We start from the raw sequence: 25,106 nt of genomic DNA on the forward strand, positions 1-25,106 counted from the left end.
ATCAAGACGCGCTGAAAAGCGCTTCTTCGAGCAAGGCTTCGAGCGCCGCGAACGGAACGACGTGGCCGGCTTCGAGGCCACCCGTTTCCTGCGCGCAATTCAAGCGGACGACCAGGCACGGGCGAGGCTGGTCGCCGGGGTATTTGCGCAGGTCGATGCGTACCACTTCGTCGTTTTCCCACGCGGAGTTTTCGGCCGACCACGCGGCTGCAGAAAGCTTGAAAAGAATGCTTCCGCTTTCGCCGTCGGCGATTTGCGGGGACAGCACCCAATGGGAATTCCTGGCTTCCCAGGGATCGACCTGGAGCTGATAGCGCCCGGAAGGGGAGGTCGATTGAATTTCGAAGCTCAAGACTTCACCGGTGCAAGCTGCGCTTCAATGGCCGCCTTGTCGATGACCGACCACACGTTCAAAATTTTTCCATCGCGAAATTCATAGAACACGTTCTCGGTGAAAGAGATTCGCCGGCCGTTCACCGGCAACCCGAGAAATTCGCCCTTCGGTGCGCAGTCGAAGCGGATGCGGCTCGCGACATGCGGGGGTTCGCAGACCAGCAGATCGATATCGAAGAAGAGATCGGGAATCTCTCGGTAGTCGTTCTCCAGCATGTCCCTGTAGCCGGACACACCGAATTGCCTTCCGTTGTGGCGCGCCTGCGGGTGAACGAATTTCCCGAGGCTCCCCAGTTCGCGAGCGTTGAGGCAGGCGATGTAGTCGCGATAGATGACGCGCAGATCGGTGTCGGTCATGTCGGGTTCCGTACGTTTCAAGTGGATGGGCCGCGAATCGATTTTGCGTCGGTTCCTGAATCTGCATCCGTTACCGCACCCTCGTGAATTACGCCGTTCTCCTGAACGGGATTCCACGCGTAGACGATGCACCGCCGCAACGCCGAGACTCGCTGCCCCGGGGTCTGAAGTCATATCTTTTCTTCAAAGGAGTTGGCAGTGGCGACTAAAAGGAAATTCACCATCCTCGCGTTCGTGGGTGGGGGCATACGCGGGCTGATGTCTTCGACGATCCTGAACCGGCTGTGGGAAAACCACCCCTGGATGCTCGACACGACGGACCTGATCGCGGGTTGCTCCACGGGGTCGATCATCACCAGCGAGATCCTGGCGGGGAAGACGCCGCCCGAGCTCATCAAGCTGTTCACCCACGGCGAGATCAAGTTCTACGACCACATGAGCGCCGACCCGCGCAAGCCCGCCTACGACATCGACAAGGCCTACGCCTCGCAGTACCTGCTGCACGGTGATGCACCCGTCAACGGGCTCAAGGACAGGAAGGCGCTCTTCGTGTCGTTCAATGTCGGGGGCCTCGATGTGGTGGACGGCATTGTGGTGCCCCGGCCGTGGGAGCCGCGCATGTACACCAACATGCTCGACGAGGCCGACCGGCTGCAGGGCCTGGACGGCCATGGCGGCTACGCCATCGCCAAGGCCGCGACCTCCAGCGGCGCGATGCCGGGGCAGTTGGGCTCGTTCGACGGCAACGTCGACGGCACCTACTTCAACCACGACCCCACGGTCGCGGCCATCGCGCTGGCGGTGCACAAGGGCCATGCGCTGGACGACATCACGGCGATCACCATCGGCACCGGGCTGATGCCCGACTGGGTCGCCGAGGACACGCACGACTGGGGCGCCGACCAGTGGATGAACGGCGTGGCCAACCCCTTCGACAACACGCCGCCGTTTCTCATGAACCAGGCCCGGCCGTCGCCCATGCTCGACATGTGCCTGAACGGCACGTCGGCGCAAGTCATGCCGACGATGGCGCGGCTGCTGCTCGGCAAGCGCTACGCCAACATCAACCCGCGCCTGCCGTGCTTCATTCCCGAGAACTCGACCAGCCCGCAGGCCCTTGCGCTACTGCAGGACAGCGGCAACCGCGAAAACATCGACCACGCGCTGGAGCTCGTCGAACTGCACTGGCGCCGGTCGGTGATGCCCATCGAGACCTGACCGCGCACGCCACCGTGCCATGAACTGCGCCATGAACCGCGCGATGAACTGCGCAAAGGAGAAATGATGACGATCACCGAGAAGAGGGCGGTTGCCCCCATTGGGTCGAAGAGCACGCACGGCGTTCAGGACGTGTTCTACATCCGGCTGCTGGAGCCCAAGGGGCTGGTGCTGGACGTGTTCCAGAACAACAAGGCCGACAACCAGCAGGTCATTGCGTACCCGCTGAACGAAGGGCTCAACCAGCAATGGGAGTTCGTGCCGGCAGGCGCGCCGGGATGGTGGTACCTGCGCACGAAGATGGGCACGGGCTTTGTGCTGACGCTGGCGGCCAGCGGCAGCATCGTCGTGTCCAGGCCGGCCGAAGACGAGCGCGACGACCAGCTGTGGTGCCTGTCGCCGACGATGGTGCCGGGCTACTGGACCGTGCAGAGCAAGAGCGTGGTCAGCAATGCGCTGGACCCGAAGGTCATCGGCATCTCGGGCGGCACCTCGGGCGGTACGCCGCCGAACGCGGTGAGCGTCACGCTGGACTACGCGGCGTTCAAGGGGCAGGCATGGGCGTTCGCGCCGCTGTTCAAGCCCTGATCTCTGTCGTTCCCTGTCGTTCCCTTCCGTTCTCTGGCGCCGCCGTCAGGAGCCCTCACTACACTGCGCCGGATGAACCCACCCGCCCGGCCGCATGGCGCGCCAGACCTCCTGGCCTCCTATTTCTGGAGCGGCGACGTCATCCGCAGCCGCAGCGTGAGCGGCACCGTGCCGAGCACCACCCTCGATGTGCCGGCGCCGCCCGAGCGCCTGGTCGCCGACTGGGCGCGCGACATCGCGCAGCGCCTGGCGCTGGAGCCCGGCGACGTCGAGCCCTTGCCGCTGGCGCGCGCACGCATGCGCTGGCCCGACTACAAGCATTGCGTGCAGGCGGTGGCCGACTGGACGCGCACGCTGGGCCTGGCCGACGTGCTGGCGGGCAGCGACGTCGCCCTCATGGCCTGCCGCGGCGCCCGCTACCACCACGACGGCGCGCAGTACGGCAGCGCCGCCTTCTGCAACCTGTTCCTCAGCGAGGACAAGAACCTCGACGTGCATTTCCCCGGCGCCGGCGTGCGCATGCCGCTGGCACGCGGCACCGCGGTGATCTTCGACACCTGCCAGCCGCATGCCGTCGTGCGGCGCGGCAGCAGCGGCTTCGACGCGGCCGATTTCCCGGTGGGCGGCGACGACACGCTGGTGTTCCTGACCTGGGAGCTGCCCATCGAGCAGGCCGAGGTGGCGCGCCTGCTGGGCCTGTCGTTCGACATCGACTCCGCCACCGCCGCATTGCAGCTGGACGCGGAGCAGGTGCGGCTGAACGGCGAGCCGGTGGAGCCGTGCCCCGGTTCGGGCCGGTGGCGCAGGGCCGAATGACGGATGCGGCATACTTCCAGCCCCCACAACAACTTGCCAGAAACGCGCTGAATGGAAAACGAAGTCGACTCCCAGGTACTCGCTGTCATCAATGAAAAGCGACTGTCCGGACCACGGCTCACGCCGGTCGAAATCGTGGCCAAGATGGGCGTGTTTGACGCCCGCGAGAAGCCGTTCGACCACGCCTGGCTGGCAACGGGCGACAACGTCATCGCCACCATCTGGGCCGAGTGGGTGAGCGTAGGCGCCGGCGGACGCTGGTTCTGCCTCGAATCGCTCGACGTGCAGCGCCGTGCAGACGGCGGCGCCCGCAGCGCCCACCAGGTGCAGCGCGCCAAGGACCGCCTGGCCCTGCTCAAGCGCACCTGGGACGCAGGCCAGGGTTTCCGCGCCGTGGTGCAGACCAACCGCATCGCCATTTCCGAAGTCGAGAGCAACAAGGACGCCAAGGTGTCCACCCGCGTGCGCGACGACGACGAATGGCACGTGGCCAGCTGGGAGCTCGACAGCAAGCTCGCCGTGCTGGTACGCGGCCCGCGCGGCTGGGAGCCGAGCGAAGAAGAAATCAAGGCCGCCAAGGCGCGCAGCAACGTGCCCGAGCCGGCCGACCTTGCACCCGTGGTCGCCAGCCAGGCCTCGCAGGAAGAAATACAGGCCGCGGCGCTCGCCTATGTGACGCGCCACTTCACCGGCTACGGCTACAAGGCCGAGAACGTGACCGAGCAGAACCTGGGCTACGACCTGGAGATCTCGAACTCGAAGGGCGCCACGCTGCTGCGCGTGGTGGCCAAGGGCATCGGCTCGGGCGTGTCGACCTTCCAGCTCACGCCCGAAGAGCGCACCAGCTCTGCGCGCGAGCCGCTGTGGCGCCTGCTGGTGGTGCTGGACGCCATCGGCCCGACGGCGCAGCACAAGATCTTCAAGGCCACCGAGATCAGCTCGGCACCGGGCTACGACCCGCTGGGCTGACCCCGGCGATCAAGGCAATCAAGGCTCGGGCGCGATCAAGGCGCAATCAAGTGCGCCCCAGCACCTGCCGGAGCGCCGCGATCTTGGCCTGCGGCGCATCCCGGCGCCAGATCAACCGGGTTTGCGCATGGCGAAACTTCGGGCTCAGCCTGTGCACGCCGAGCCGGTCGCGCTGGGCGTAGGTCGGCAGCACGCTCGCGGGCACCAGCGCCACGCCCATGCCGATGGCCACGCAACCCAGGATGGCGTGGTACGAGCCCATTTCCACCATCTGCTGCGGCGACACGCGCGCCCGCGCGAACCAGTCTTCGAAGCGCTTGCGGTGCGGGCACCCCGGGTGAAAGGCCAGCAGCGCTTTCGCCTCGATGTCGCGCGGTGACGCGATGGGCCGGTGCTTCGCCTCGGAGATGAGCACCATCTCTTCCTCGTAGACCGGCACCGACGCCAGCCGCTTGTCCGATGCCGGAATGGCGACCAGGGCCGCGTCGAGCTCGCCGTTGAGCACCTGCCGCGTGTGATCGGTCGGGTCGCCGATGTACAGCTCGAGTGCCACTTCAGGGTGCGCGTCGTGGAACTCGCCCAGCGGCTTCGGCAGCCGCACCGCCGCCGTGCTTTCCATGGCGCCCAGCCGCAGCACGCCCGAGGGCTGGTCGAGCTTGACCGCCTCGCTCGCTTCCTTGGCCAGGTCGAGCAGCCGGTCGGCGTACTGCAGCAGCACCCGGCCGGCCGGCGCCAGCTGCAGGCGCCGGCCTTCGCGAATGAACAGCGGCGCGGCCAGCTTTTCTTCCAGCGCCTGAATGCGCGCCGTGACGCTCGACTGCGCCCGGTGCAGCGACTCGGCCGCCCGCACGATGCCGCCCGTCTGCACCACCGCCTTGAATACCTGCAGGTCGGAGAGTTCCATGGCGTTGACCTCTTGTGTTCGTCAGAGACGAAGCATTCGTTCTGAATAATTCATTTTATGAGAACAGTCGGATGCCCTAGATTGGCCTTCCCCTGAAAGGAAACCATGAAGATAGGCGTGATCGGAATCGGCGTGATGGGCGACCCCATTGCGCGCAACCTGAAGAAGGCCGGGCTGCACGTGACCGTGTACAGCCGCCGCCCCGAAAGCTGCGAACCCTTGCGCGAGGCGGGCATCGACGTGGCCGCCAGCGCGGCGCAGGCCATCGCGGCCAGCGACGCCACCGTGCTGATGCTGCCGGGCCACGGCGACATCGACGCCGTGCTCGCGCGCGATGCCGGCGGGCGCATCGGCATTCCCGTCGAGGGCAAGACGCTGGTGCTCATGGCCACGGTGGCGCCCGCGTACTCGCAGGCGCTGGAGCGCGCCGTGGGGGAGGCGGGCGGGGTTTATGTCGAGGCGCCGGTGTCGGGCTCGAAGACGCCGGCGCAGACCGGCCAGCTGGTGGTGCTGGCCGCCGCGGCCGACGCCGCGCAGATCGACGCGCTGCAGCCCGCTTTCGATGCCATCGGCAAGCGCACCGTGCGCTGCGGCGCCGTGCCGGGCGCCATGCGCATGAAGCTCGCGAACAACCTGCTGCTGATCGCGAGCTTCGAGGCCATCACCGAGGCCGTGCACTTCGCGGGCGCCATCGGCCTCGATGTGCGGCAGTTCCTGGAGATGGCGCAGGCCGGCCCGCTGGCCAACGACGTGCTGCGCATGAAGGCGCCCAAGCTGCTGGCCGACGACTTCGAGCGGCAGGCCGCCATCAGCCAGGCATTCAAGGACATCGGCTTCGTCTGCGACGAGGCGCAGGCGCTCGGCCTGTGGCTGCCCGCCGCACGCACCAACCGCGTGGTGTTCGCGCAGGCGATGCGGCGAGGGCAGGGGGACGAAGACGTGATCGGGGTGATCAAGGTGCTGCGGGAGGGGGAGCCCGCAGCGATGGGTGATGGGCGCTGATCCGGGAACCTCAGGCGCCGAGCCGCGCCTTCAACGCTGCGGCATGTCCTTCACCGAATACCCCAGGCTCACCGTCGCATCCTCCGGAATCGCAGGCATCGTCGCGTTCCACGTTGCCCAGTCCGCACGCATCGCGGCCAGGCGCTCCGGCTCCTTCTTTGCCAGGTTCGCCCGTTCGCGTTCGTCCGCGGGAATGTTGAAGAGGTATTCGTTGCCGTCGACCTTCAGGTACTTCCAGTCGCCGTCGCGCAGGGCTTCCTGGCCGCGGTGGTTCATGCGCCAGTGCAAGGGCCGGCGGAAGCTTTGGGTCGCGTCTTTCAGCACGGGCATCAGCGACACGCCGTCCAGCGGATAGGCCGGGTCGGCCGCCACGCCCGCGGCGTCGAGCATGGTGGCGGACCAGTCCATCGTCATGCACAGCTGCGTGCTCTCGCCGCCCTTGGCGATCACGGCGGGCCAGTGCGCGATCCATGGCACGCGGATGCCGCCTTCGGTCAGGTCCATCTTGCCGCCCACCAGCGGCCAGTTGTCCGAGAAGCGCTCGCCGCCGTTGTCGCTGGTGAACACCACCAGCGTGTTGTCGGCCAGCCCGTGCTTCTCGAGCGCGGCCAGGATCCAGCCGATCCCTTCGTCCATGTGATGGATCATCCGGCGGTACACGTGGATGTTGCCGCCGGCCAGGTCGAACAGGTTGTCCTTCACCAGCGGCGCTTTCGCGGCGTCGTCGCGCGTCTCCCACGGCCAGTGCGGGGCGGTGTAGTGCAGGCTCAGGAAGAAGGGCGCGTCCTGTTCGCGCTTCTGGTGTTCGGCCATGCGCTCGACGTAGTCGACCGCGCGCTTCGACAGGATGTCGGTGAGGTAGCCCTCTTCCTGCCTGTCTTCCTCGCCGAACCACAGGTCGTGGCGGCCGGTGGAGTCGCAGTGGGTGAAGTAGTCGACACCGCCCGACATGGGCCCGAAGAACTCGTCGTAGCCCGAGCGCAGCGGCCCGAAGGTGGGCGGGTAGCCCAGGTGCCATTTGCCGATGAGCGCGGTCTGGTAGCCGCTGGCCTTCAGCAGTGACGGCAGCGTGGGGTGGTCGGTGGGCAGGCCGAGCGTGGTGCTGCCGCGGCTCTTGCTGTTGATGGGCTCTTCGGCCGCGCCGCGCAGGCGGTACTGGTAGCGCGCGGTGATCATGCCGAAGCGCGTGGGCGAGCACACGGGCGAGTTGGCGTAGCCCTGCGTGAGCTTCAGGCCGTTGGCCGCCAGGCCGTCGAGCACGGGCGACACGGGGCCGAAGGCGGCGTCGCGCCCGCCGTAGCAGCCCAGGTCGGCATAGCCGAGGTCGTCGGCCACGATGAAGATGATGTTGGGTCGGGTCATGTCTCTACAGGTTCCTTGGGGCGGCTCAGGGCTGGTAGCCCGACTTCTGCACGACCGGCGCCCACTGCGTCTTGTAGGCCTTCAGCATCGCGGCGGTCTGCGCCTGCGTGCTGACCACCGGCGTCATGCCGGAGTCCTTGAACTTGCGTTGGGTGTCCGGGTCCTGCATGACTTCGCGGATGGCCGCGGCCAGCTGCTCGACCTTGGCCTTGGGCATGCTGGTGGGGGCGAAGAAGGTGTTCCAGCCGGTGGCGGACAGATCGAGCCCGGCTTCCTTGAAGGTGGGAATGTCCGGCGCGAAAGGCGAGCGCTTGGCCCCCGACAGCGCCAGGATGCGCAGCTTGCCCGCGGCATGCTGCGGCAGCACGACGTCTTCGGTGTCCACCGCGATGGGCACCTGCCCGCCGATGAGGTCGTTCAGCAGCGGCGCGGAGCCGCGGTAGCCGATGACCTGCGTCTGCACCTTGGCTTTCTCGCCCACCATCAGGCCGAAGAAGTGCGGCAGGCTGCCCGTGGCGGGCACGCCCACGTTGGCCTGCCCGGGGTTGGCGCGCATCCACGCCAGCAGGTGGTTCAGTTCGCGCACCGGCAGGGTGGGCGACACGGCCAGCGCGAAGTCGTAGTCGTTCACGTGCGACACGGGGACGAAGTCGCGCTCGGCGTCGTAGTTGTTGTCCTTGAACACCAGCGGCGCCACCACCATCACGGCGGGGTTGGCGAGCATGAGCACGTTCTGGTTGGCGGGCGTGATCTTCACTTGCTGCGCCGCCAGCCGTCCGCCCGCGCCGGGCTTGTTGTCGACCACCACCGCCACGCCCAGCTTCGTGCCGAGCTTGTCGCCTACGATGCGCGCCACGCGGTCGGTGGCGCCACCGGGCGCATAGCCCACCACGATGTGCAGGGGGCTGTCGAGCTTGGCCTGCGCGGCCGCGCCGCCGGCGAAAGCCATCGTGGCGGCGGCGATGGCCAGCAGGCCGGCGACACGGCGGCTCATGCAGCGAGCGGGGCCGGCGCGGCGTTGGGTGGAGGGGGTGTTCGTCAGCATGATGGGCAGGTCCTAGTCGTCGTTCAGGCGGTGGCCGGTGTGTGTGACCGCGAGGTCCGCGGTTGCGGACGATTCTGAAGACGCGGCATCTGATTGTTCAAATCAACCATTGCCCGTGTTAACCCGAAGGCCTCAATCCACCTTCATGCCTGTTGCTTTCACGATGCGGCCGTAGCGCGCCTGGCTCGCGGCCAGGTGCTCGCTGGCGACGGCGCCGGTTTCGCCCAGCGGCACCATGTCGAGCGAGGCCAGGCGCGACTTGAGCTCGGGCAGCGCCATGGCCTTCTGCAGCGACTGGCGCAGCGTCTGCATCACCGGCTCGGGCGTGGCGGCGGGCACCATGGCGATGTAGAGCACCTCGAACTCCAGGTCCTTCAGGCCCAGTTCGCCGACGGTGGGCACCTGCGGCAGCAGCGGCGAGCGCTGCTTGCCGGTGACGGCCAGCGCGCGCAGCTTGCCCGACTGCACCTGCGGCAGCAGGCCCGGCGTGGCCAGGATGCCGGCCTGCACCTCGTTGCCCATGAGCGCCAGCACCGCCGGCGCGTTGCCCTTGTAGGGCACGTGGGTGATCTTCGCGCCCGTTTCGCTCGCGAAAATTTCAGCAGCGATGTGGCCCGGGCTGCCGTTGCCGGCCGAGCTGAAGGTGGCCGGCTCGGCCTTGGCCTGCGCGATGAACTCGGGCAGCGTCTTCGCCTTCACGTTCGACGCCACGCCGAAGCTCAGCCCCGACGAGCTGAAGATCATCAGCGGCTTCAGGTCTTTCGCGGCGAACGGCATCGACGCGTACAGGTGCGGGTTGATGGTGAAGGTGGTGTCGATGCCCAGCAGCACGGTGTAGCCGTCGGCCGGGCTCTTGGCGACCAGGTCGGCGCCGATGTTGCCGCCCGCGCCGGGGCGGTTGTCGACGATGAAGGGCTGCTTCAGGTCTTTTTGCAGCGCGTCGGCCAGCGCGCGGGCAAGGATGTCGATGGGGCCGCCCGCGGGGAAGTTGGTGAGCAGCTTCACCGCCTTGGTGGCGTAGGGCGCGTCGGCCGCAGCGGCGTTGCCCGCGCAGAGCGCGGCGCAGGCAGCGAATGTGGCGATGGCAAGGCGGCGGCGCGTGCCGCCGAAGGCGTTCAAAAGGCGGTGGGTCATGTGTCTCTCTTCGTTGTGTGCCGGCCTGTGGCGACCGCGGTATTGAAGGCAACTCTAGAAGGGCGCCGGGCGCTTCACAACTGAAAGCTCATCCGCCAGGTATTCCGGCTCGTTATATTTCAGCGATGCCGCTCCAGAAGGAAACCCCATGTCAGCCATGAACTTTGGGCGCTTGAAGATGCGCCACCTGCAGTGCCTGGTGATGGTGGCGCAAGAGCGCAACCTGGTGCGCGCGGCCAAGGCGCTGTCGCTCACGCAGCCGGCGGTGTCCAAGACCGTGGCCGAGCTGGAGGAGATCGTCGGGCGCCAGTTGCTGCTGCGCCGCCGCCGGGGCGTGGAGCTGACGCCCGCGGCCGAGGTGCTGGTGCGCCACGCCGTCTCGGCCTTGCGCGGCCTGCGCGAAGGCCTGGGCCTGGCCATGGACCAGCCCGAGGCCGACCAGCTGCGCGTGGCCGTCGGCGCACTGCCCAACATGGCGGGCGAGCTGCTGCCGCAGGCCGTGGCGCAGCTGCACGCCGCGCACCCGGCGCTGCGCGTGCGCGTGGTGAGCGGCACCAACGCGCAGCTGATGACGCAGCTGCGCCAGGGCGAAATCGACCTGGTGCTGGGCCGGCTCGCTCAGGCCTCGGCCATGGCCGACCTGGCCTTCGAGCACCTCTACAGCGAGCCCTTGCGGCTGGTGGTGCGCCCGGGGCATCCGCTGGCGTCGCGACGCAAGCCGACGCTGGACGCGTTGGCCGCCTGCCCGCTGGTGCTGCCCGTGTCGGGCACGCTGATCCGGCACACGGCGGACGCCTTTCTCATCGCGCAGGGCATGGCCCTGCCGAACCAGTTGGTGGAGGCGACCGACACCAGCTTCGTGGTCGGCCTGCTGCAGCGCTCGGACGCCGTGTGGTTCGCACCGCAGGGCGCGGTGGAAGGGTTGCTCGCGCGCGGCGAGCTCCAGCGCGTGGCCATCGACACCACCAGCACCGAGGGGCCGGTGGGGCTCACGGTGCGGCGCACCGTCGATTCGGGTGAAGGCGGCGAGTTGGGCGAATTGACCGAGGGCGCGCGCCTGTTGATCGAGGAAATTCGCGGCATCGTGCGCAAGCGCAAGCGCAAGGCCTGATGCCGCTCCGAGACTGGTGAGAGTGCGTGCTCAGCCGGCGAGCTTCGGGTTCGGGTATTCGCAACCCACTTCGACGCGGCCCTTGAGCTTGCCTGCCACGATCCACGCTCCTTTGCTGGCCTCGCGCGCCAGGCCCCGGCCCTCGACGCCGCGCAGCCCCAGCTGGCGTGCGACCGCATCGATGTCGGTGCTGTCGGTCACGGCGTGCACCGCGTAGTTGCCCAGTTCGTAGCTGCCGAAGCGCACGTCCTGCACCTGAAAGCCCGCCACGGTGATCGGCTTGGGCATGCGCCACACGGTCGACATGAAGGCGCTCAGCTCGGGGCTCTGGGTCCAGCCCGCGAGCGTGCCTGCTTCGAGCTTGTCGGCGTAGGCCGCGATGCCGCTGGCCGTGCCTTTGCATTCGACCAGCGCCTGCAGCGGCGGCAGCGCCTTGCCGCCGTCCGCCGGCGCGGCCTGGGTCGATTGCGCGAACAGCACGAACAGGCCGATCACCGCCACCGGAAACGACCAGTACTGCATCGGCACCCAGAAGAACTTGTGGCGCCTGTAGAGCAACACCGTCTCCTGGGTCTTGGGGTCGACCAGCTCGCGCGGCGGCTTGCTGTTGAGCTTGCGGCCGATGAACCAGTTGGCCGCCGCGCCGGAAAAAATGCCCAGCGCAATGGCCGCCGTCAGCCACTCGCTGTGCCCGATGGCGCCGAGCAGGCGCTCGAGCAGCATCGTGACCGCCATCGAGGTAACGAACACGATGGGCACCACCAGGAAACCAAGGCCCGACCAGACAAAAATCATTTGCTTCTCCCTCTTGCCGCGGGTGCGGCGTTTTTTTGAAGGGGCGAAGTATCGGTGAAACGGCGGTCGTTTCTTGGCGCGGGCCACGGTCTTTTCACATCTGCTTGTCGGGCGCGCGTTTAGAGTTTGCGATTCGCGGTCAATCACATACTTTGCTTTTACAAAGAACTCGCAAGATGCAAAAAATCAACGATCGCTTCGACACGCGGCCGGCCGGCTGATGGCGCCGTCGCCGCCCTGCATCGGCCACGACGGCTACAACGGCTACGACGGCCACGACGGCCACGACGTCCACGACGGCCAGATCGCGCCGCAGCGCGAGTCCCTCGTCGACGCGCTGCGCGGCTTCGCGCTGCTGGGCATCCTGGTCGTCAACATCGCCACTTTCTCCTCGACCTACTACGGCGCGGGCGTGCCCGACCCGATGGCCGTGTCGCTGTTGGAGCGCTGCGCTTCGTTCGTGCGCACCTTCGTGTTCGAGACCAAGTTCTACCTGCTGTTCTCGTTCTTGTTCGGCTACAGCTTCAGCCTGCAGATGCAGTCCGCGCAGCGCGACGGCAAGCGCTTTGCGCCGCGCATGGCGCGTCGGCTGCTCGGGCTGTGGGTGCTCGGCCTGCTGCATGCCGTGCTGCTGTACCACGGCGACATCCTCACCACCTACGCGGTGATCGGCATGGTGCTGCTGATGGTGAGGCGGCGCGGCGATGCCTTCTTGATGCGCGCCGCCGTCGGGCTGGTGCTGGCGACTTCGTTGTTGTGGGCCGGCATCGGTTACCTGCTGACGCTGGGCGGCGGCCTGTCGGACATGCGCGGCGCCTACGCCGAGGCAGGCCGGGCGTTGGCCGCCTACCGAGGCACGCCCCTCACGGTGATCGCGCAGCATGTGCGCGAGCTGATGCAGATCTGGTGGATCACGGGGCTGGTGCAGGCGCCGACCGCGCTGGCGATGTTCTTCATCGGCTTCAGCGCCGGACGGCGCGGGCTCTTCGCCAATGCCGAGGCACACCGCGGCCTGCTCCGGCGCGTGGTGTTCTGGGGGCTGGTCATTGGCTTGCCGGGGGCCGCGGTGTACGCGTGGCCTTCGGCGCGGCTGGACAACACGATCCGCGAGATCTACGGCCTTTCCGCCACGCTGCTGACCGCGCCGCTCCTGTCCGCCGCCTACGCGAGCGCGCTGGTGCTGTGGATGCTGGCGCCGCGCGGTCGCGTGCTCGAAGGCTGGCTCGCGCCCGCGGAACGCATGGCGCTGTCGAACTACCTGCTGCAGTCGACGGTGTGCGCCTGGCTCTTCCTGGCCTACGGGCTGCGATGGATCGGCACCATGGGCCCGCTCGCGGCCACGGCCATCGCCTTCGCGATCTTCGGATGCCAGCTGGTGCTGAGCCGCTGGTGGATGCGCCGCTTTGCGTATGGGCCGGTGGAGTGGGTGCTGCGGGCGTTCACCAACCTCGAGGTGCCGCCGATGCGGCGAAGGCTCGACAAGACCGGCGGCTGACGGCCCGTTGCCGGCAACAGCTTCAGCGCGAATGCTCTTCCAGCCAGTCGAAGATCCGGAGCCACCGATCCTCGATGTTGGCCTTGCCCGACAGCATGTGCCCCTCGCCCCAGTAGCGCACGAAGCTCGCCTTCTTGCCAAGCCGCTGCAGGGCCGTGAACATCTCTTCGCCCTGCGAGATCGGGATGTAGTCCTGGTCGCCCTGGACGATCATCAGAGGGACCGAGATATTCTCGACCGCGAACAACGGGCTGTGCCGAACGTATGCGTCCAGGTCTTTCCAGGGCGGCGTCTTCAAGCCGAAGATGGCCTCGACCAGCATCGGTGACCGGTTGCCCTGCGGCAGCGATTCGTCGTACCTGAAGCGCGGGTCGAAGCTGCCGTGCAGGCTCACCAGGTTCGACATGCCTGCCATCGAAATGCCCGACCTGAAGAAGCCGGTGGTTGTCAGCAGGCTCATCACCGCCCAGCCGCCGAAGCTATGGCCGAACACATGCATGCGTCGCGCGTCGACCAGCCCCGATTGCAGGCAATGTTCGATGGCGGTCTTGATGTGGCCGGCCAGCGCCTGCGCGAGGTCCGGAGAGCCCGGCATCGGGTCGATGGGCAGTGCAGGCTCGACCACGATGTAGCCGCGCGCCGCCAGCAGTTGCAGGTTGAACGGGCCGGCCTCATGGGGTTTCAGCAGGTGCCGCGCAGACGGGCCGGGAACGGCACCGGGGTACACCCAGAACACCGCCGGGCAGGGCACGCCCTCCACATGGTCGGGCGGCAGGAGCATGCGCACGCGCGCGGGCTTGCCTTTCGCGTCGACGTAGTCAATGTCTCTGACCTGACCTGCGCGCACCTCCTGCAGGTGGGTGTTGACGTGGAAGAGCACGGTTTGTGCATGGCTTTCGGTGTTCAACAGCGTGATACGGCTGCCTTGCTCGTCCTCGACAAGAAAGGCAGCCTGTTTCGACGGCGCATGGACGGCGAGCAAGGCGCCATTGGGCACAGCGCCATCGCATTGCGCAACCTCGCGTTCGAAGGATTCGAAGCGCCTGCGGAAATCGTGGGCGCGCGGTTCCTGTGCTGCCGGGTCGAGCGGCGTGCAGCGCCGCAGCGCGGTGTCGTAGATGACGAACTCGGTGCGGTCCGGGTTGCTGTGGGCTGGCTCATCGCCGAGCGATTGCAGCGCGCTCGCGGTGCATTGCCCAGGCGTTTCCAACGACTGCCAGAACCGCGCGGCCCGGTTCGCTCCACGGCGTTCGAGGTCGAGCGTGTCGGGCGCCCGCGCCCCGGACACCAGCGCGCACACAAGCCGCCCCGGCCCCAGCCATGCAAACGTGGGCATGCCGACGAGTTGCAGCTGGCCGGGCAGCGGCGAACTGCGAGCGCCGGTGCGCAAGTCCATGAGCGTGAGTCGCACCGCTTGCTCGCTGGCCTCGCCGAAGGCCAGGTAGTTGCCACAGGGCGACCAACTTGGCGAGAAGAGGTCGTCCGGTGAAGCGACCTGCTTGATGTGTCCGCTGGTGATGTCGACGATGTGCAGTTCACCGCGAGCGATGCCGGTCATCGGCCAGTCGCGGTGTGCAGTGGCCGTCGACAAGGGTCTTTGGCTGCAGAAGGCGAGCTTGCGGCCGTCCGCGGAGAACGCAGCAGACCGGCCGTGGCTGTCATGAAAGCTTTGCAGCCGCAGAACGTCGGAGATGTCGAGCGGCCGTCGAGGTGGCCTGGTGTCGGGTCGATGCGTGGTCATGCTGCTGGCGGCTCCCTGATGGTTTTATATCGATGGCCGGCCCGCTTGCCGGCGCACGAGTTGCGCGACTATACGGCCGCACCTGTGGCGACGTGCGCTCGCTCAGACCGGCGCCGTCTGCGCCGCGGCTGCTAGGCTGGCGGCCATGACAAACCCCGTGACCTACTTCGAGATACCCGTGCAGGACATGGCGCGTGCCATTCGTTTCTACGAGGCCGTTTTCGATTGCGCATTCGAACGCGCGACCATCGACGGAAACGACATGGCGTTCTTTCCGCACAGCGATGGCGGCGCGGGTGCGAGCGGAGCGCTTGTGAAAGGCGAGAGCTATCAGCCCTCGAGGTCCGGCACCCGCATCTATTTCAGCGTGGCAGACATCGAGAACACGCTCGCCAAGGCGGTCGCGCAAGGCAGTGCGGTGCTGTTCCCGGTGACGCGGGTGGAAACCTTCGGGTCGGTGGCCGAGTTCGAGGATTCAGAGGGCAACTGCATCGCGCTTCACTGCGGTTGCTGACCGGCGGCCCCGGCGTGTCGTCAAGCGGGAGGTGAGGGAGGCGAAGGCGGCGAGGGCGTCGCAGTAGGCACAGGCGGCACAGGCCGCGACCACAACCACGCCAGCACGGTCGCCATGCACGCGATGGCCAGCACGGCGAGCCATGCGCGGTGCGCGGTGAACGACACGATCACCGCGCACACGGCCATGGTGATGGTGGCGCTCCACTTGGCGCGGCGGCTCACGGTGCGGCCGTTTTCCCAGTTGTGCAGCAGCGGGCCGAACAGGCGGTGGTTTAGCAGCCAGGCGTGCAGGCGCGGCGAGCTGCGCGCGGCGGCCCAGGCCGCCATCAGGATGAACACGGTAGTCGGCATGCCCGGCAGCACCACGCCGATGAGGCCCAGCACCAGGCACAGCACGGCAAAGGCGTACAGCAGGAACCGCGTGAGCGGCGAATTGCGTTCGGGGGCGGGCTTCAACGCAGCAGTCTCACCGTGTCGCCTTCGATGCGAATCAGGCCACGCCGGGCGCGGCCGCCATCTGCCTCGGCTGCTCCCGCTCCTGCGGCCCGTCGCTCTCGATGCGCATCTTGGGCAGGAACTGCGGGTACTCGCGCTGCATGAAGTCGATGAGCCCTTCGCGCACGCTGCAGCGCAGGTCGAAGGCCAGCCCCGAGGTGGCCGCCGTGCACAGCACGCGGATCTGCATGGTGCGCTCGGTGGCGTCGGTCACGCGCAGGTTGAAGAAGCGGCCGTCCCACTCGGGCGCGGCCTTCACGATGCGTTCCACCTCTTCGCGCAGCGGCGCCAGCGGCATGCCGTAGTCGGCGTAGATGAACACCGCGCCCAGCAGCTGCGCCGAGTGCCGCGTCCAGTTCTGGAACGGCTTCTCGATGAAGTAGGTCAGCGGCAGGATCAGCCGGCGCTCGTCCCAGATCTTGATGACCACGAAGGTGCCGGTGATTTCCTCGACGCGGCCCCATTCGCCCTCGACCACCAGCACGTCGTCGATGCGAATGGGCTGCGCCAGCGCGATCTGCAGGCCCGCGATGAGGTTGCTGAACACCGGCTTGGCCGCCAGGCCGGCCACGATGCCGATCACGCCGGCCGAGGCCAGCAGGCTGGCACCCACCTGGCGGGCGCCCGGAAAGGTCATGAGCATCATGGCGCCGCCGGCCACCAGCACCACGGTGGCGGCGGTGCGCGCGAGCACGCGGGTCTGCGTGAGCACGCGCCGCGCCTGCAGGTTGTCGGAAACGTCGGAGGGGTTCTGCGCCAGCACGCCGTCGGCGAAGCCGCTGATGGCCTTCACCGCGAGCCAGGTGCTCGACGCGATGAGCAGCAGCCCGGTGAAGTGGCGCACGTTGCCGATGAAGCGCAGGTCGTCGGGCGCGCCCTGCCAGACCACGTTGAGCGCCACCAGCGGAAGCACCAGCCGCGCCGCGGCGTTGCAGTTGACCACCATCGTGTGGATGGTCGGGGCCGGGCGGGTGATCCGCCTCAACACGAGGCCGCCGATGCGGTGGGCCAGGAGGGCCAGGGGAACTGCGATCAGTGCGGCAACCCAGGTGCCGAACCACGGGTGGGCGAGTATCTCTTTGGTCATCAGGCGGGGGTCGTCTTTGCTTGTTCCGTTGTCTCGTTCAGAGGTTGAAGAATGCGCGCTGCGTCGTCGCGCAGCTGCGTGGAAAGCGCCGTGGCCTGGTCGAGCCGGCGCAGCAGCCAGGGGCTGATGTCGTTGTCGAACGGGTCGGGCAGCGGAATGGGGCCGCCCACGGCGGTGGAACCGGCGCTCTCGGGGTGAGAGGGTCCGGTGGTGGGCAGAGTTCCGATGGCGGCTTCGATGCGTTGCGAGGTGCGGCTGATGGGCCCTTCGATGTCCGCCGGCGTGAGGCGGTCGCGCCGCAGCACCAGCATCGACTTCACCGCGCTCAGCTGCGCGAGCAGCTGGTAGCTGTGGGCCTGCAGGTGCTCCAGCGGTTCCAGCGGCGGCTGCACCGCGCGAGGCTCGGAAAGCGAACGCTGCGTCGCCTGCACCAGCGCCGAGAGGCTGTCGTAGGCCTCGCGGCGCGCCAGGCGCCATTCGAGCTCGGGGCTGCTGTCAACGGCCTGCAGCTGGCCCAGGCCGAGCGCCAGGCGCGCATGGCGGGCCTGCGCGGTGAGCACGCGCGCCACCAGCGCCGGAATCTGCGTGCGCTCCCACGAGGGCAGCACGTAGCAGAAGCCCCAGGCCAGCGTGGCGCCGATGAGCGTGTCGGCAATGCGCTCGAACAGCGCGAAGATGGGCGCCACCCCCACGTTCAGCATGTGGGCCTGCACCAGGCCCAGCACGGTGGCGGCCACGGCGGTGACCAGGTAGCGCCGCACCGCGAAGCTGTGCGCAATGGCCTGCGCCACGGTCACGAACACCAGCAGCATCAGCGCCGACGGATGCGCGGACAGCAGCCCCACCGCGAGCACGCAGCCCAGCAGCGTGCCGGCCACGCGCGCGTTGCGGCGCTCCAGCGTCTGCGAGAGGCTGCCGCGCAGCACCACCACGATGGTCAGCAAGATCCAGTAGTCGTGCGAGCCCCACGGCATCGACACCGCGATGGCGTAGCCCGCGGCGATGGCCAGCGCGGCGCGAATGGCGTGGCGCAGCGGCGGCTGGTCCCAGCGCCACAGCGTGAAGAAGGGGCGCAGCGACCAGTCGGTCGGGCTCACGAACATCTGCCAGTTGGCGCGCACCACGGCCAGGTTGGGCTCCACGTCGCCGCGCGCCATGGCCGACAGGCGCAGCACCTCGTCGTTGATGTGGCCGATGCGGCTGGCCAGGCCGCGCGCGAGCATGGCGGCCGTGGGTCCGATGTGGCCACCGCCGAGGCGGTTGCTGGCGCTGTCGTCCGCCGAGACATGGATGGCCGCCAGCCGCGGGCGGCGGTCGGCCACGGCCTCGGGGTGGCGGCGCATGAGCAGGGCGTCGGCCAGCGCGGTGGTCTCTGCGGCCAGCTCCTCGAGCACGGTGCGCATCTCGATGAGCGCCTCGGCGTGCGAGGGGTGCGCGCGCAGGGTGTCCAGGTCGAGCTCGCTGGCCAGCAGCTGGTCGCGCATCTCGAGCACGATCACCAGCATCGCGGCCAGCCGCTGGCGGCGCGGCGTGCGCGGAGACTCCAGCACGATGTCGCGCGTGGCCTGCAGCTGGTCGGCCAGCGCGGCCTGCTCGCGCAGCAGCTGGCCCAGCAGCGGGGCGGGGGTGTCGCGCACGTCGCGGGTTTCGTCCTGCGGCAGGAACTGGCTGGCCTCGGTGCGCATCAGCGCGGCCAGCGAATACAGCACGTCGGCCACCGACTGCGTGCGAAAGCGCCCGTTCAGCACCAGGTTGGCGAGCGTGGCCCACACCACGTACAGCCCCGCACCCATGCCGAAGTGCCAGGTGCGCTCCAGCGCGTCGGCCATGCCCGAGGGGGTGGGCGTGGCCATGGAGAAGATCATCGAGAACATCACCGCGATGGCAATGGGAATGCCCCGCTTGCCCCAGGCCATCAGCAGGAAGGCCATGAAGGTGGCGGGCACCAGCAGCAGCCCGAGGCGGATGGGGGCGGTGTGCAGCATCTGCACCGCGAAGAACAGCGGCAGCCCGATGAGCGGCGCCGGCAGCATCTGCAGGAACTTGCCGCGGCGCGGGCCGGGCAGGTCGGGCGGCGCGGTCACGATCACGCCGGTGGCGGCGGCCGAGGCCGCGAGCGTGCCCAGCCAGAAGTGAATGCCGCCCGAAATGAACAGCAGCCCCAGCGCCACGGTGAGCCCGCTCGCGACGTAGTGGCTCAGTGCAATGCGCAGCGCGGCGCGGACTCGGCTCTCGGCGCTCGCGGCGTGGGGCCCCGCCATCACTTGGCGGCGTTGTCGCCCTCTGCGGGGCCACCGGCGGCGGGTGCGTCACGGCGAATGCGCGTGAGCTTGCGGGGGGCGGGCGGCGCGGCCACCGCGGGTGCGCTGCCTTCGGCCGATTCGTCGGCGAAGTCGACCACGGTGCTGCGGGCGTACAGGTCGGCCGAGGCTTCTTCGGGGTTCGACTTGGTCGAGGCCGACACCGCGCGCACGCGGTCGCTCGCGCGCAGCTTGTCGTCCACGTTGGCGAACTTGGAGTACTTGGCGAGCAGCGGCACCAGCTGGCCGTACACGCGCGGGGCGCCGGCCAGGCATTCGCGCTGCTCCAGGAACTCGGGCTCGCCGGTGAAGTTGCCGATCAGGCCGCCGGCCTCGGTCACCAGCAGCGAACCCGCGGCCACGTCCCAGGGGTTCAGGCCGGTTTCGAAGAAGCCGTCGGTGAAGCCCGCGGCCACGTAGGCCAGGTCGAGCGCGGCGGCGCCGGGGCGGCGCAGGCCGGCCATGCGGGGCATCATGTCGGCCATGATGGCCAGGTACTGCTTGAAGTTGTCGCCGGTGCGGAACGGGAAGCCGGTGGAAATCAGGCACTCGCTGAGCTTCACGCGCTTGGACACGCGGATGCGGCGCTCGTTCAGGTAGGCGCCGCGGCCCTTGGTGGCGGTGAACAGGTCGTTACGGCTCGGGTCGTAGATGACGGCCTGTTCGATCTTGCCGCGCACCGACAGCGCGATGGACACGCAGTACACCGGAAAGCCGTGGATGAAGTTGGTGGTGCCGTCCAGCGGATCGATGATCCACACGTAGTCGGAGTCTTGCGCACCATGCTCGGTGCCCGATTCCTCGGCCAGGATGCCGTGCCCCGGATACGCGCCAAGCAGCGTTTCGATGATCACCTTCTCGCTGGCGTGATCGACTTCGGTGACGAAGTCGTTGACCTGCTTCTGGGAGATGCGCACGGCCTCGACGTCGAGGGCAGCGCGGTTGATGATCGCGCCGGCGGCGCGTGCGGCCTTGACGGCCACATTGAGCATGGGATGCAGGTTGGGGGACGACATTGGATTGTGAGAAGAACAGGGAAGGGGCCTCTGGGAACCCCTGGAAGCGACCCGGCGATGCGGGCGGCGAGAATCGCAGGATTTTACCGGGTCCGCCCGTTCGTGTCTCCCCTGTGCCTCTCCAACCCGCCATGCGCACCCGTTTCATCCTGATCCAGACCAGCCACGCCGGCAATGTGGGCGCCGCCGCCCGCGCCATGAAGACCATGGGTTTCGACGACCTCGTGCTGGTAGCGCCGCGCTGGGCCAACGTGCTGCGGCGCGAGGAAACCATCCAGCGCGCGAGCGGCGCGCTCGACGTGCTGACCAATGCCCGCATCGTCGAAACCCTCGACGAAGCGCTCGACGGCGTCACCCACCTGTGCGCCACCGCCATGATCCCGCGCGACTTCGGCCCGCCCACGCGCACGCCGCGCGAGCACCTGGAGCCGCTGGGCAAGCAGGGCGACCAGCACGTGGCCTTCCTGTTCGGCTCCGAGCGTTTCGGCATGCGAAACGAAGACGTCTACCGCTGCAACGTGGCGCTGAGCATTCCGACCGACCCGAAATTCGGCTCGCTGAACCTGGGCGCGGCCATCCAGGTGGTGGCCTATGAATGGCGCCTGGCGCTCGGCGGCTACGGGGTGCGCGAGGCCGAGCCGGTGCAGGCGGCCGACGCGCAGGCCGTGGCCGGCATGCTCGACCACTGGGAGCGCTCGCTGGTGGAGGTCGGCTTCCTGGACCCCGAGGCGCCGAAGAAGCTGATGCCGCGGCTGCAGCAGCTGTTCAACCGGGCGCAGCCGACGCCGGAAGAAATCCACATCCTGCGCGGCATCGCCAAGGCCATGAGCGACGCGACGCGCCCCCCGCGGCAAGCTCGCCAGGCTCCCGCGCCCGGTGACCGCTCGGCTGAGGGTTCGGGTGAAGGTTCGGGCGAGTAAAACCCCCATTGCCCGTACGCGATGACGACGGGTTATAGACTGCGCGCCCCTATCGATATAACGACAACAAAGGCAGCGATGTTCTCTCGACTGCGCGCCGACATCCGGTGCATTCTCGAACGCGACCCGGCCGCGCGCAGCGCCTGGGAGGTGCTCACGCTGTATCCGGGGCTGCATGCCCTGGTGCTGCACCGTTGGGCCCATGCGTGCTGGAACCATGGCTTCAAGTGGTCGGCGCGTTTCATCGCGCATTGCGCGCGCGGGCTGACGGGCATCGAGATTCATCCGGCGGCCAAGATCGGCCAGCAGGTGTTCTTCGACCATGCGATGGGCGTGGTGGTGGGCGAGACGGCCGAGATCGGCGACGGCTGCACCATCTACCAGGGGGTGACGCTGGGCGGCACCTCGCTCTACAAGGGTGCCAAGCGGCATCCGACGCTGGGCCGCAACGTGGTCGTGAGCGCGGGCGCGAAGGTGCTGGGCGGCTTCGTGGTGGGCGACGGCGCGAAGATCGGCAGCAACGCGGTGGTCATCAAGCCGGTGCCGGCGGGAGCGACGGCGGTGGGGATTCCGGCGCGCATCATTCCGGCGAAGAGCTCGGTGGCCGGCGAAAGCGCCGACGTGGCGCCGCCGCAGAAGTTCTCGGCCTACGGCATCACGCAGGAAGACGACCCGCTGAGCCAGGCGATGCGTGGGCTGATCGACAACGCGTCGAGCCAGGAACACCAGATCGCGCTGCTGTGGAAGGCGATCGAGAAGCTGTCGGCCCAGCCCGGCACCAGGGACTGCGTGCCGCGCGAGGCGGCGCTCGGCGAGAGCTTCGAGGCGGAGAAGCTGACGCAGCTGGTGGGCAAGTAACGCCCTTGGGTCGGTGTTCGGGGCGAGGCGAAAGCCCTAAGCCGACCTCTAAGCCGACCGCTTCGCCGCCGCGCTGTGCAGCGACCCATGCACATGCCCCGCGTGCTGCCCGAAGCCCTCGGGCGCGAGCGCCGCGGTGTCCAGCTCCTGCAGGATGCCGCAGGCGTTCGCCGACTCCGGCCCGCCGCACTGCAGGCGCAAAGCCTTCAGCTGCTTTTCCAGCGTCTTCAGCTCCGCGATGCGCGCGGCCACGTGGCCGATGTGGTCGTCCAGCAGCTGGTTGACCTGGCCGCAGTCTTCCTGCGGCGCGTCGCGGAATTTCAGCAGGCTGCGGATCTCGTCCAGCGTCATGTCCAGCGAGCGGCAACGGCGGATGAAGCCCAGGCGCTGGGCATGGTCTTCGTCGTAGATGCGGTAGTTGCCATCGGTGCGCGCGGGCTCGGGCAGCAGCCGCTCGCGCTCGTAGTACCGGATGGTTTCGACCGGTGTGTTCGCGACCTTGGCCAGTTCTCCGATTTTCATGATGCGGCAAATCAGCGAGTGGAAAAGAGCGTTTGACTCTACACCTGCTTCAGGGTTTCCAATCGATTGCATGACGAACGAGAACGCCCTGAAGCAGCCCGCGCCGCACGCGCACACCCATTCGCATGGCGACGACCACGGCCACGGCCACGCCGATTCGCACGCGAAGCCCCACGCCCACGCGGCCGACGCCTGCTGCGGCGGCGCGAGCAGCCACGGACCGATTCCGCTGTCACCCGACCTGGGTGACGCGGGCGGCGTGCCCAAGGGCGCGCAGCTGTTCCGCATCGCCACCATGGACTGCGCGGTGGAAGAGTCCGAAATCCGCCGCGCGCTCGAACCCGTGGCGGGCGTGAAGGCGCTGCGCTTCCGGCTCGGCGAGCGCACCATGGCCATCACCACCGACGAAGGCGCGCTGCCCGAGGCGCTGGCGGCCATTCGCAAGGCCGGCTTCAAGCCCGAGCCGCTGAACGCGGCGGGCGGCCCCGCATCCGGCACGCAGGCGGCGGCCGCGCCGGCGCAGATCGCGGGCATGAGCGTGGGGCTCGCCCGCCTGGTGGCGGCGCTGGTGCTGGCCATCGCGGCCGAGTCGATCTCGTTCATGGGCTTCGAAAGCAAGGGCTTCATGGCCGCGGAAATGGTGCTGGCGCTGGGCGCCATCGGCCTGGCCGGGCTGGACACCTACAAGAAGGGCTTTGCCGCGCTGGTGCGCGGGCGGCTGAACATCAACGCGCTGATGGCGGTGGCCGTGACCGGCGCGTTCGTCATCGGGCAGTGGCCCGAGGCCGCGATGGTGATGGCGCTGTACGCGATTGCCGAACTCATCGAGGCCCGCGCGGTGGACCGCGCGCGCAACGCCATCCAGAGCCTGCTGGCGCTGGCGCCCGAGCAGGCCGAGGTGAAGCAGCCCGACGGCAGCTGGCACACCGTGATGGCCAATGCCGTGGCACTGGACGCCGTTGCGCGCATTCGCCCCGGCGAGCGCGTGCCGCTGGACGGCGTCGTCACCGCGGGCAGCAGCGCCATCGACCAGGCGCCGGTCACGGGCGAGAGCATTCCGGTCGACAAGACCGTGGGCGACCCGGTGTTCGCCGGCACCATCAACCAGACCGCCGCGCTCGAGTTCCGCGTGACGGCGGTGGCCGCCAACACCACGCTGGCGCGCATCATCCACGCGGTCGAGGAAGCGCAAGGCTCGCGCGCGCCCACGCAGCGCTTTGTCGACCGCTTCGCCGCCATCTACACGCCCACAGTGTTCGTACTGGCGCTGGCCGTGGCGGTGCTCACGCCGCTGTTCATGGACTGGACCTGGCTGCAGGCGCTTTACAAGGCGCTGGTGCTGCTGGTCATCGCCTGCCCATGCGCGCTGGTCATTTCCACGCCCGTCACGGTGGTGAGCGCGCTGGCCGCGGCGGCGCGGCGCGGCATCCTGATCAAGGGCGGCACGTATCTCGAAGAAGCACGCAAGCTGAAGGCGATCGCGCTCGACAAGACCGGCACCATCACCGAAGGCAAGCCGAAGCTGGTGGCCTCGTCGCTGCTCGACGCGTCGGGCAACGAGGCGGCGGTGTTCGCCATTGCCGCGAGCATCGCGGGCCGTTCGGACCACCCGGTGTCCAAGGCCATCGCCGAGGGGCTGAAGGGCGCGCGCGAAGAAGCCGGGGAGGCGGACGGTTTCACGGCGCTGGCCGGGCGCGGCGTGCAGGCCACGGTCGGCGGGCAGGCCTATGTGCTGGGCAACCACCGCCTGATCGAGGAGCGCGGGCTGTGCACGCCGGCGCTCGAAGCCGAGCTCAAGGGGCACGAGGAAGCCGGGCGCACCGTCACGCTGCTGGCGTCGAACACGGCCGTGCTCGCGCTGTTCGCCGTGGCCGACACCATCAAGCTGTCGTCGCAGGCCGCGGTGGCCGAGCTGCGTGCGCTGGGCGTGGTGCCCGTGATGCTCACCGGCGACAACGCCGCCACCGCGAAGAGCATCGGCACGCACGCCGGCATCGAAGACGTGCGCGGCAACCTGCTGCCCGAGGACAAGCTGGCCGCCGTCAAGGCCCTGCAGCAGCGCTACGGCGCGGTGGCCATGACCGGCGACGGCATCAACGACGCCCCCGCGCTCGCGCAGGCCGACATCGGTTTCGCCATGGGCGGCGCCGGCACCGACACCGCCATGGAAGCGGCCGACGTGGTCATCATGAACGACGACCTGCGCCGCATTCCCGAGACCATCCGCCTGTCGCGCCGGGCGCACGCGGTGCTGTGGCAGAACATTTCGCTGGCGCTGGGCATCAAGGCGGTGTTCTTCGTGCTGGCGGTGTTCGGCAGCGCGACCATGTGGATGGCCGTGTTCGCTGACATGGGCGCGAGCCTGCTGGTGGTGGCGAACGGGCTGCGGCTGATGCGCGCGAGCCGCTGAAGCCCCTGCGGCGCCGCGCTGGCGTCGCGGGGCGGGTTGCAACTAACATTGC

24 protein-coding genes are annotated in these 25,106 nt (G+C 68.4%); 11 read left to right on the plus strand and 13 right to left on the minus strand.

The window, feature by feature from the left end; all coding sequences use genetic code 11:
* Position 1 precedes the first annotated feature (1 nt).
* Both AB6807_RS23680 and AB6807_RS23685 read right to left on the minus strand, forming a co-directional pair.
* Positions 2 to 352 carry a hypothetical protein gene (locus tag AB6807_RS23680; RefSeq protein WP_371086466.1) on the minus strand — a complete coding sequence of 117 codons (351 nt, stop codon included), beginning with the start codon at positions 350 to 352 and terminating at the stop codon, positions 2 to 4.
* Complete coding sequence (locus AB6807_RS23685) at positions 349 to 750, minus strand: ester cyclase (RefSeq protein WP_371086467.1); 402 nt, start codon at positions 748 to 750, stop codon at positions 349 to 351. Before AB6807_RS23685 ends, AB6807_RS23680 begins: the two co-directional genes overlap by 4 nt.
* Positions 751 to 984: 234 nt before the next feature.
* Here AB6807_RS23685 and AB6807_RS23690 point away from each other — a divergent pair, with 234 nt between their 5' ends.
* The 4 genes from AB6807_RS23690 (at position 985) to AB6807_RS23705 (ending at position 4,341) form a co-directional block, all read left to right on the plus strand.
* Positions 985 to 1,968: a patatin-like phospholipase family protein gene (locus AB6807_RS23690; RefSeq protein WP_371086594.1), complete on the plus strand. Its 984-nt coding sequence runs from the start codon at positions 985 to 987 to the stop codon at positions 1,966 to 1,968.
* Between the two features lie 66 nt (positions 1,969 to 2,034).
* A complete protein-coding gene (locus AB6807_RS23695) occupies positions 2,035 to 2,556 on the plus strand; it encodes an RICIN domain-containing protein (RefSeq protein ID WP_371086468.1) in 522 nt (173 codons plus the stop codon).
* A gap of 72 nt (positions 2,557 to 2,628) precedes the next feature.
* Positions 2,629 to 3,372, plus strand: a complete 744-nt coding sequence (locus AB6807_RS23700) for a hypothetical protein (RefSeq protein ID WP_371086469.1) — start codon at positions 2,629 to 2,631, stop codon at positions 3,370 to 3,372.
* Positions 3,373 to 3,423: 51 nt separating this feature from the next.
* A complete protein-coding gene (locus AB6807_RS23705; protein ID WP_116913014.1) occupies positions 3,424 to 4,341 on the plus strand; it encodes a DUF3883 domain-containing protein in 918 nt (305 codons plus the stop codon).
* A 46-nt stretch (positions 4,342 to 4,387) separates the two neighbouring features.
* Here AB6807_RS23705 and AB6807_RS23710 read toward each other — a convergent pair whose 3' ends face one another.
* Complete coding sequence (locus tag AB6807_RS23710) at positions 4,388 to 5,245, minus strand: LysR family transcriptional regulator (protein ID WP_116913015.1); 858 nt, start codon at positions 5,243 to 5,245, stop codon at positions 4,388 to 4,390.
* Between the two features lie 105 nt (positions 5,246 to 5,350).
* Between AB6807_RS23710 and AB6807_RS23715 the strand changes: the two genes are divergently transcribed.
* Positions 5,351 to 6,247, plus strand: coding sequence for an NAD(P)-dependent oxidoreductase (locus tag AB6807_RS23715; protein WP_371086470.1), 897 nt, complete (start codon positions 5,351 to 5,353; stop codon positions 6,245 to 6,247).
* Positions 6,248 to 6,277: 30 nt separating this feature from the next.
* Here AB6807_RS23715 and AB6807_RS23720 read toward each other — a convergent pair whose 3' ends face one another.
* The 3 genes from AB6807_RS23720 to AB6807_RS23730 all read right to left on the minus strand — a co-directional run bounded on the left by AB6807_RS23720 (position 6,278) and on the right by AB6807_RS23730 (position 9,788).
* Positions 6,278 to 7,609 (minus strand): sulfatase, encoded by a 1,332-nt coding sequence (locus tag AB6807_RS23720; protein WP_371086471.1) that lies wholly within the window; start codon positions 7,607 to 7,609, stop codon positions 6,278 to 6,280.
* A 25-nt stretch (positions 7,610 to 7,634) separates the two neighbouring features.
* Positions 7,635 to 8,603 (minus strand): Bug family tripartite tricarboxylate transporter substrate binding protein, encoded by a 969-nt coding sequence (locus tag AB6807_RS23725; protein ID WP_371086595.1) that lies wholly within the window; start codon positions 8,601 to 8,603, stop codon positions 7,635 to 7,637.
* Positions 8,604 to 8,786: 183 nt separating this feature from the next.
* Positions 8,787 to 9,788 (minus strand): tripartite tricarboxylate transporter substrate binding protein, encoded by a 1,002-nt coding sequence (locus tag AB6807_RS23730; RefSeq protein WP_371086472.1) that lies wholly within the window; start codon positions 9,786 to 9,788, stop codon positions 8,787 to 8,789.
* A gap of 148 nt (positions 9,789 to 9,936) precedes the next feature.
* Here AB6807_RS23730 and AB6807_RS23735 point away from each other — a divergent pair, with 148 nt between their 5' ends.
* Positions 9,937 to 10,899, plus strand: coding sequence for a LysR substrate-binding domain-containing protein (locus AB6807_RS23735; protein ID WP_371086473.1), 963 nt, complete (start codon positions 9,937 to 9,939; stop codon positions 10,897 to 10,899).
* 30 nt (positions 10,900 to 10,929) lie between these two features.
* Here the strand turns inward: AB6807_RS23735 and AB6807_RS23740 are convergent, their stop codons facing one another.
* Positions 10,930 to 11,694, minus strand: coding sequence for a hypothetical protein (locus AB6807_RS23740; protein ID WP_371086474.1), 765 nt, complete (start codon positions 11,692 to 11,694; stop codon positions 10,930 to 10,932).
* A 220-nt stretch (positions 11,695 to 11,914) separates the two neighbouring features.
* Here AB6807_RS23740 and AB6807_RS23745 point away from each other — a divergent pair, with 220 nt between their 5' ends.
* Entirely contained in the window at positions 11,915 to 13,189 is a 1,275-nt protein-coding gene (locus AB6807_RS23745) for a DUF418 domain-containing protein (RefSeq protein ID WP_371086475.1), read from the plus strand.
* A gap of 22 nt (positions 13,190 to 13,211) precedes the next feature.
* Here the strand turns inward: AB6807_RS23745 and AB6807_RS23750 are convergent, their stop codons facing one another.
* On the minus strand, positions 13,212 to 14,930 hold the full coding sequence (locus AB6807_RS23750; protein WP_371086476.1) for a prolyl oligopeptidase family serine peptidase: 1,719 nt from the start codon (positions 14,928 to 14,930) through the stop codon (positions 13,212 to 13,214).
* 157 nt (positions 14,931 to 15,087) lie between these two features.
* Between AB6807_RS23750 and AB6807_RS23755 the strand changes: the two genes are divergently transcribed.
* The gene (locus tag AB6807_RS23755; protein WP_371086477.1) at positions 15,088 to 15,444 is read left to right on the plus strand and encodes a VOC family protein; all 357 of its coding nucleotides are present in this window, start codon (positions 15,088 to 15,090) and stop codon (positions 15,442 to 15,444) included.
* 20 nt (positions 15,445 to 15,464) lie between these two features.
* On the opposite strand, the gene AB6807_RS23760 is transcribed toward AB6807_RS23755, so the two are convergent.
* From AB6807_RS23760 to AB6807_RS23775, 4 genes are read right to left on the minus strand one after another with little or no spacing between them, the layout of a single operon-like run.
* On the minus strand, positions 15,465 to 15,902 hold the full coding sequence (locus AB6807_RS23760) for a YbaN family protein (RefSeq protein ID WP_371086478.1): 438 nt from the start codon (positions 15,900 to 15,902) through the stop codon (positions 15,465 to 15,467).
* 34 nt (positions 15,903 to 15,936) lie between these two features.
* On the minus strand, positions 15,937 to 17,028 hold the full coding sequence (locus tag AB6807_RS23765; RefSeq protein WP_371086479.1) for a mechanosensitive ion channel family protein: 1,092 nt from the start codon (positions 17,026 to 17,028) through the stop codon (positions 15,937 to 15,939).
* Positions 17,028 to 19,289, minus strand: a complete 2,262-nt coding sequence (locus AB6807_RS23770; RefSeq protein WP_116913024.1) for an FUSC family membrane protein — start codon at positions 19,287 to 19,289, stop codon at positions 17,028 to 17,030. The genes AB6807_RS23765 and AB6807_RS23770 overlap by 1 nt, the downstream gene beginning before the upstream one ends.
* Entirely contained in the window at positions 19,289 to 20,344 is a 1,056-nt protein-coding gene (locus tag AB6807_RS23775; RefSeq protein ID WP_116913025.1) for an inositol monophosphatase family protein, read from the minus strand. The genes AB6807_RS23770 and AB6807_RS23775 overlap by 1 nt, the downstream gene beginning before the upstream one ends.
* Before the next feature lie 131 nt (positions 20,345 to 20,475).
* Here AB6807_RS23775 and AB6807_RS23780 point away from each other — a divergent pair, with 131 nt between their 5' ends.
* Together AB6807_RS23780 and cysE are read left to right on the plus strand one after the other, a co-directional pair.
* Positions 20,476 to 21,264, plus strand: a complete 789-nt coding sequence (locus AB6807_RS23780) for an RNA methyltransferase (protein ID WP_371086480.1) — start codon at positions 20,476 to 20,478, stop codon at positions 21,262 to 21,264.
* Between the two features lie 78 nt (positions 21,265 to 21,342).
* On the plus strand, positions 21,343 to 22,122 hold the full coding sequence (cysE, locus tag AB6807_RS23785; protein WP_371086481.1) for a serine O-acetyltransferase: 780 nt from the start codon (positions 21,343 to 21,345) through the stop codon (positions 22,120 to 22,122).
* 48 nt (positions 22,123 to 22,170) lie between these two features.
* On the opposite strand, the gene cadR is transcribed toward cysE, so the two are convergent.
* Positions 22,171 to 22,644: a Cd(II)/Pb(II)-responsive transcriptional regulator gene (gene cadR / locus AB6807_RS23790; RefSeq protein ID WP_371086482.1), complete on the minus strand. Its 474-nt coding sequence runs from the start codon at positions 22,642 to 22,644 to the stop codon at positions 22,171 to 22,173.
* 70 nt (positions 22,645 to 22,714) lie between these two features.
* Here cadR and AB6807_RS23795 point away from each other — a divergent pair, with 70 nt between their 5' ends.
* Positions 22,715 to 25,054: a heavy metal translocating P-type ATPase gene (locus tag AB6807_RS23795; protein ID WP_371086483.1), complete on the plus strand. Its 2,340-nt coding sequence runs from the start codon at positions 22,715 to 22,717 to the stop codon at positions 25,052 to 25,054.
* Positions 25,055 to 25,106: the final 52 nt, after the last annotated feature.

This window comes from Variovorax sp. RCC_210, from assembly GCF_041355175.1.
GTDB lineage: Bacteria > Pseudomonadota > Gammaproteobacteria > Burkholderiales > Burkholderiaceae_C > Variovorax.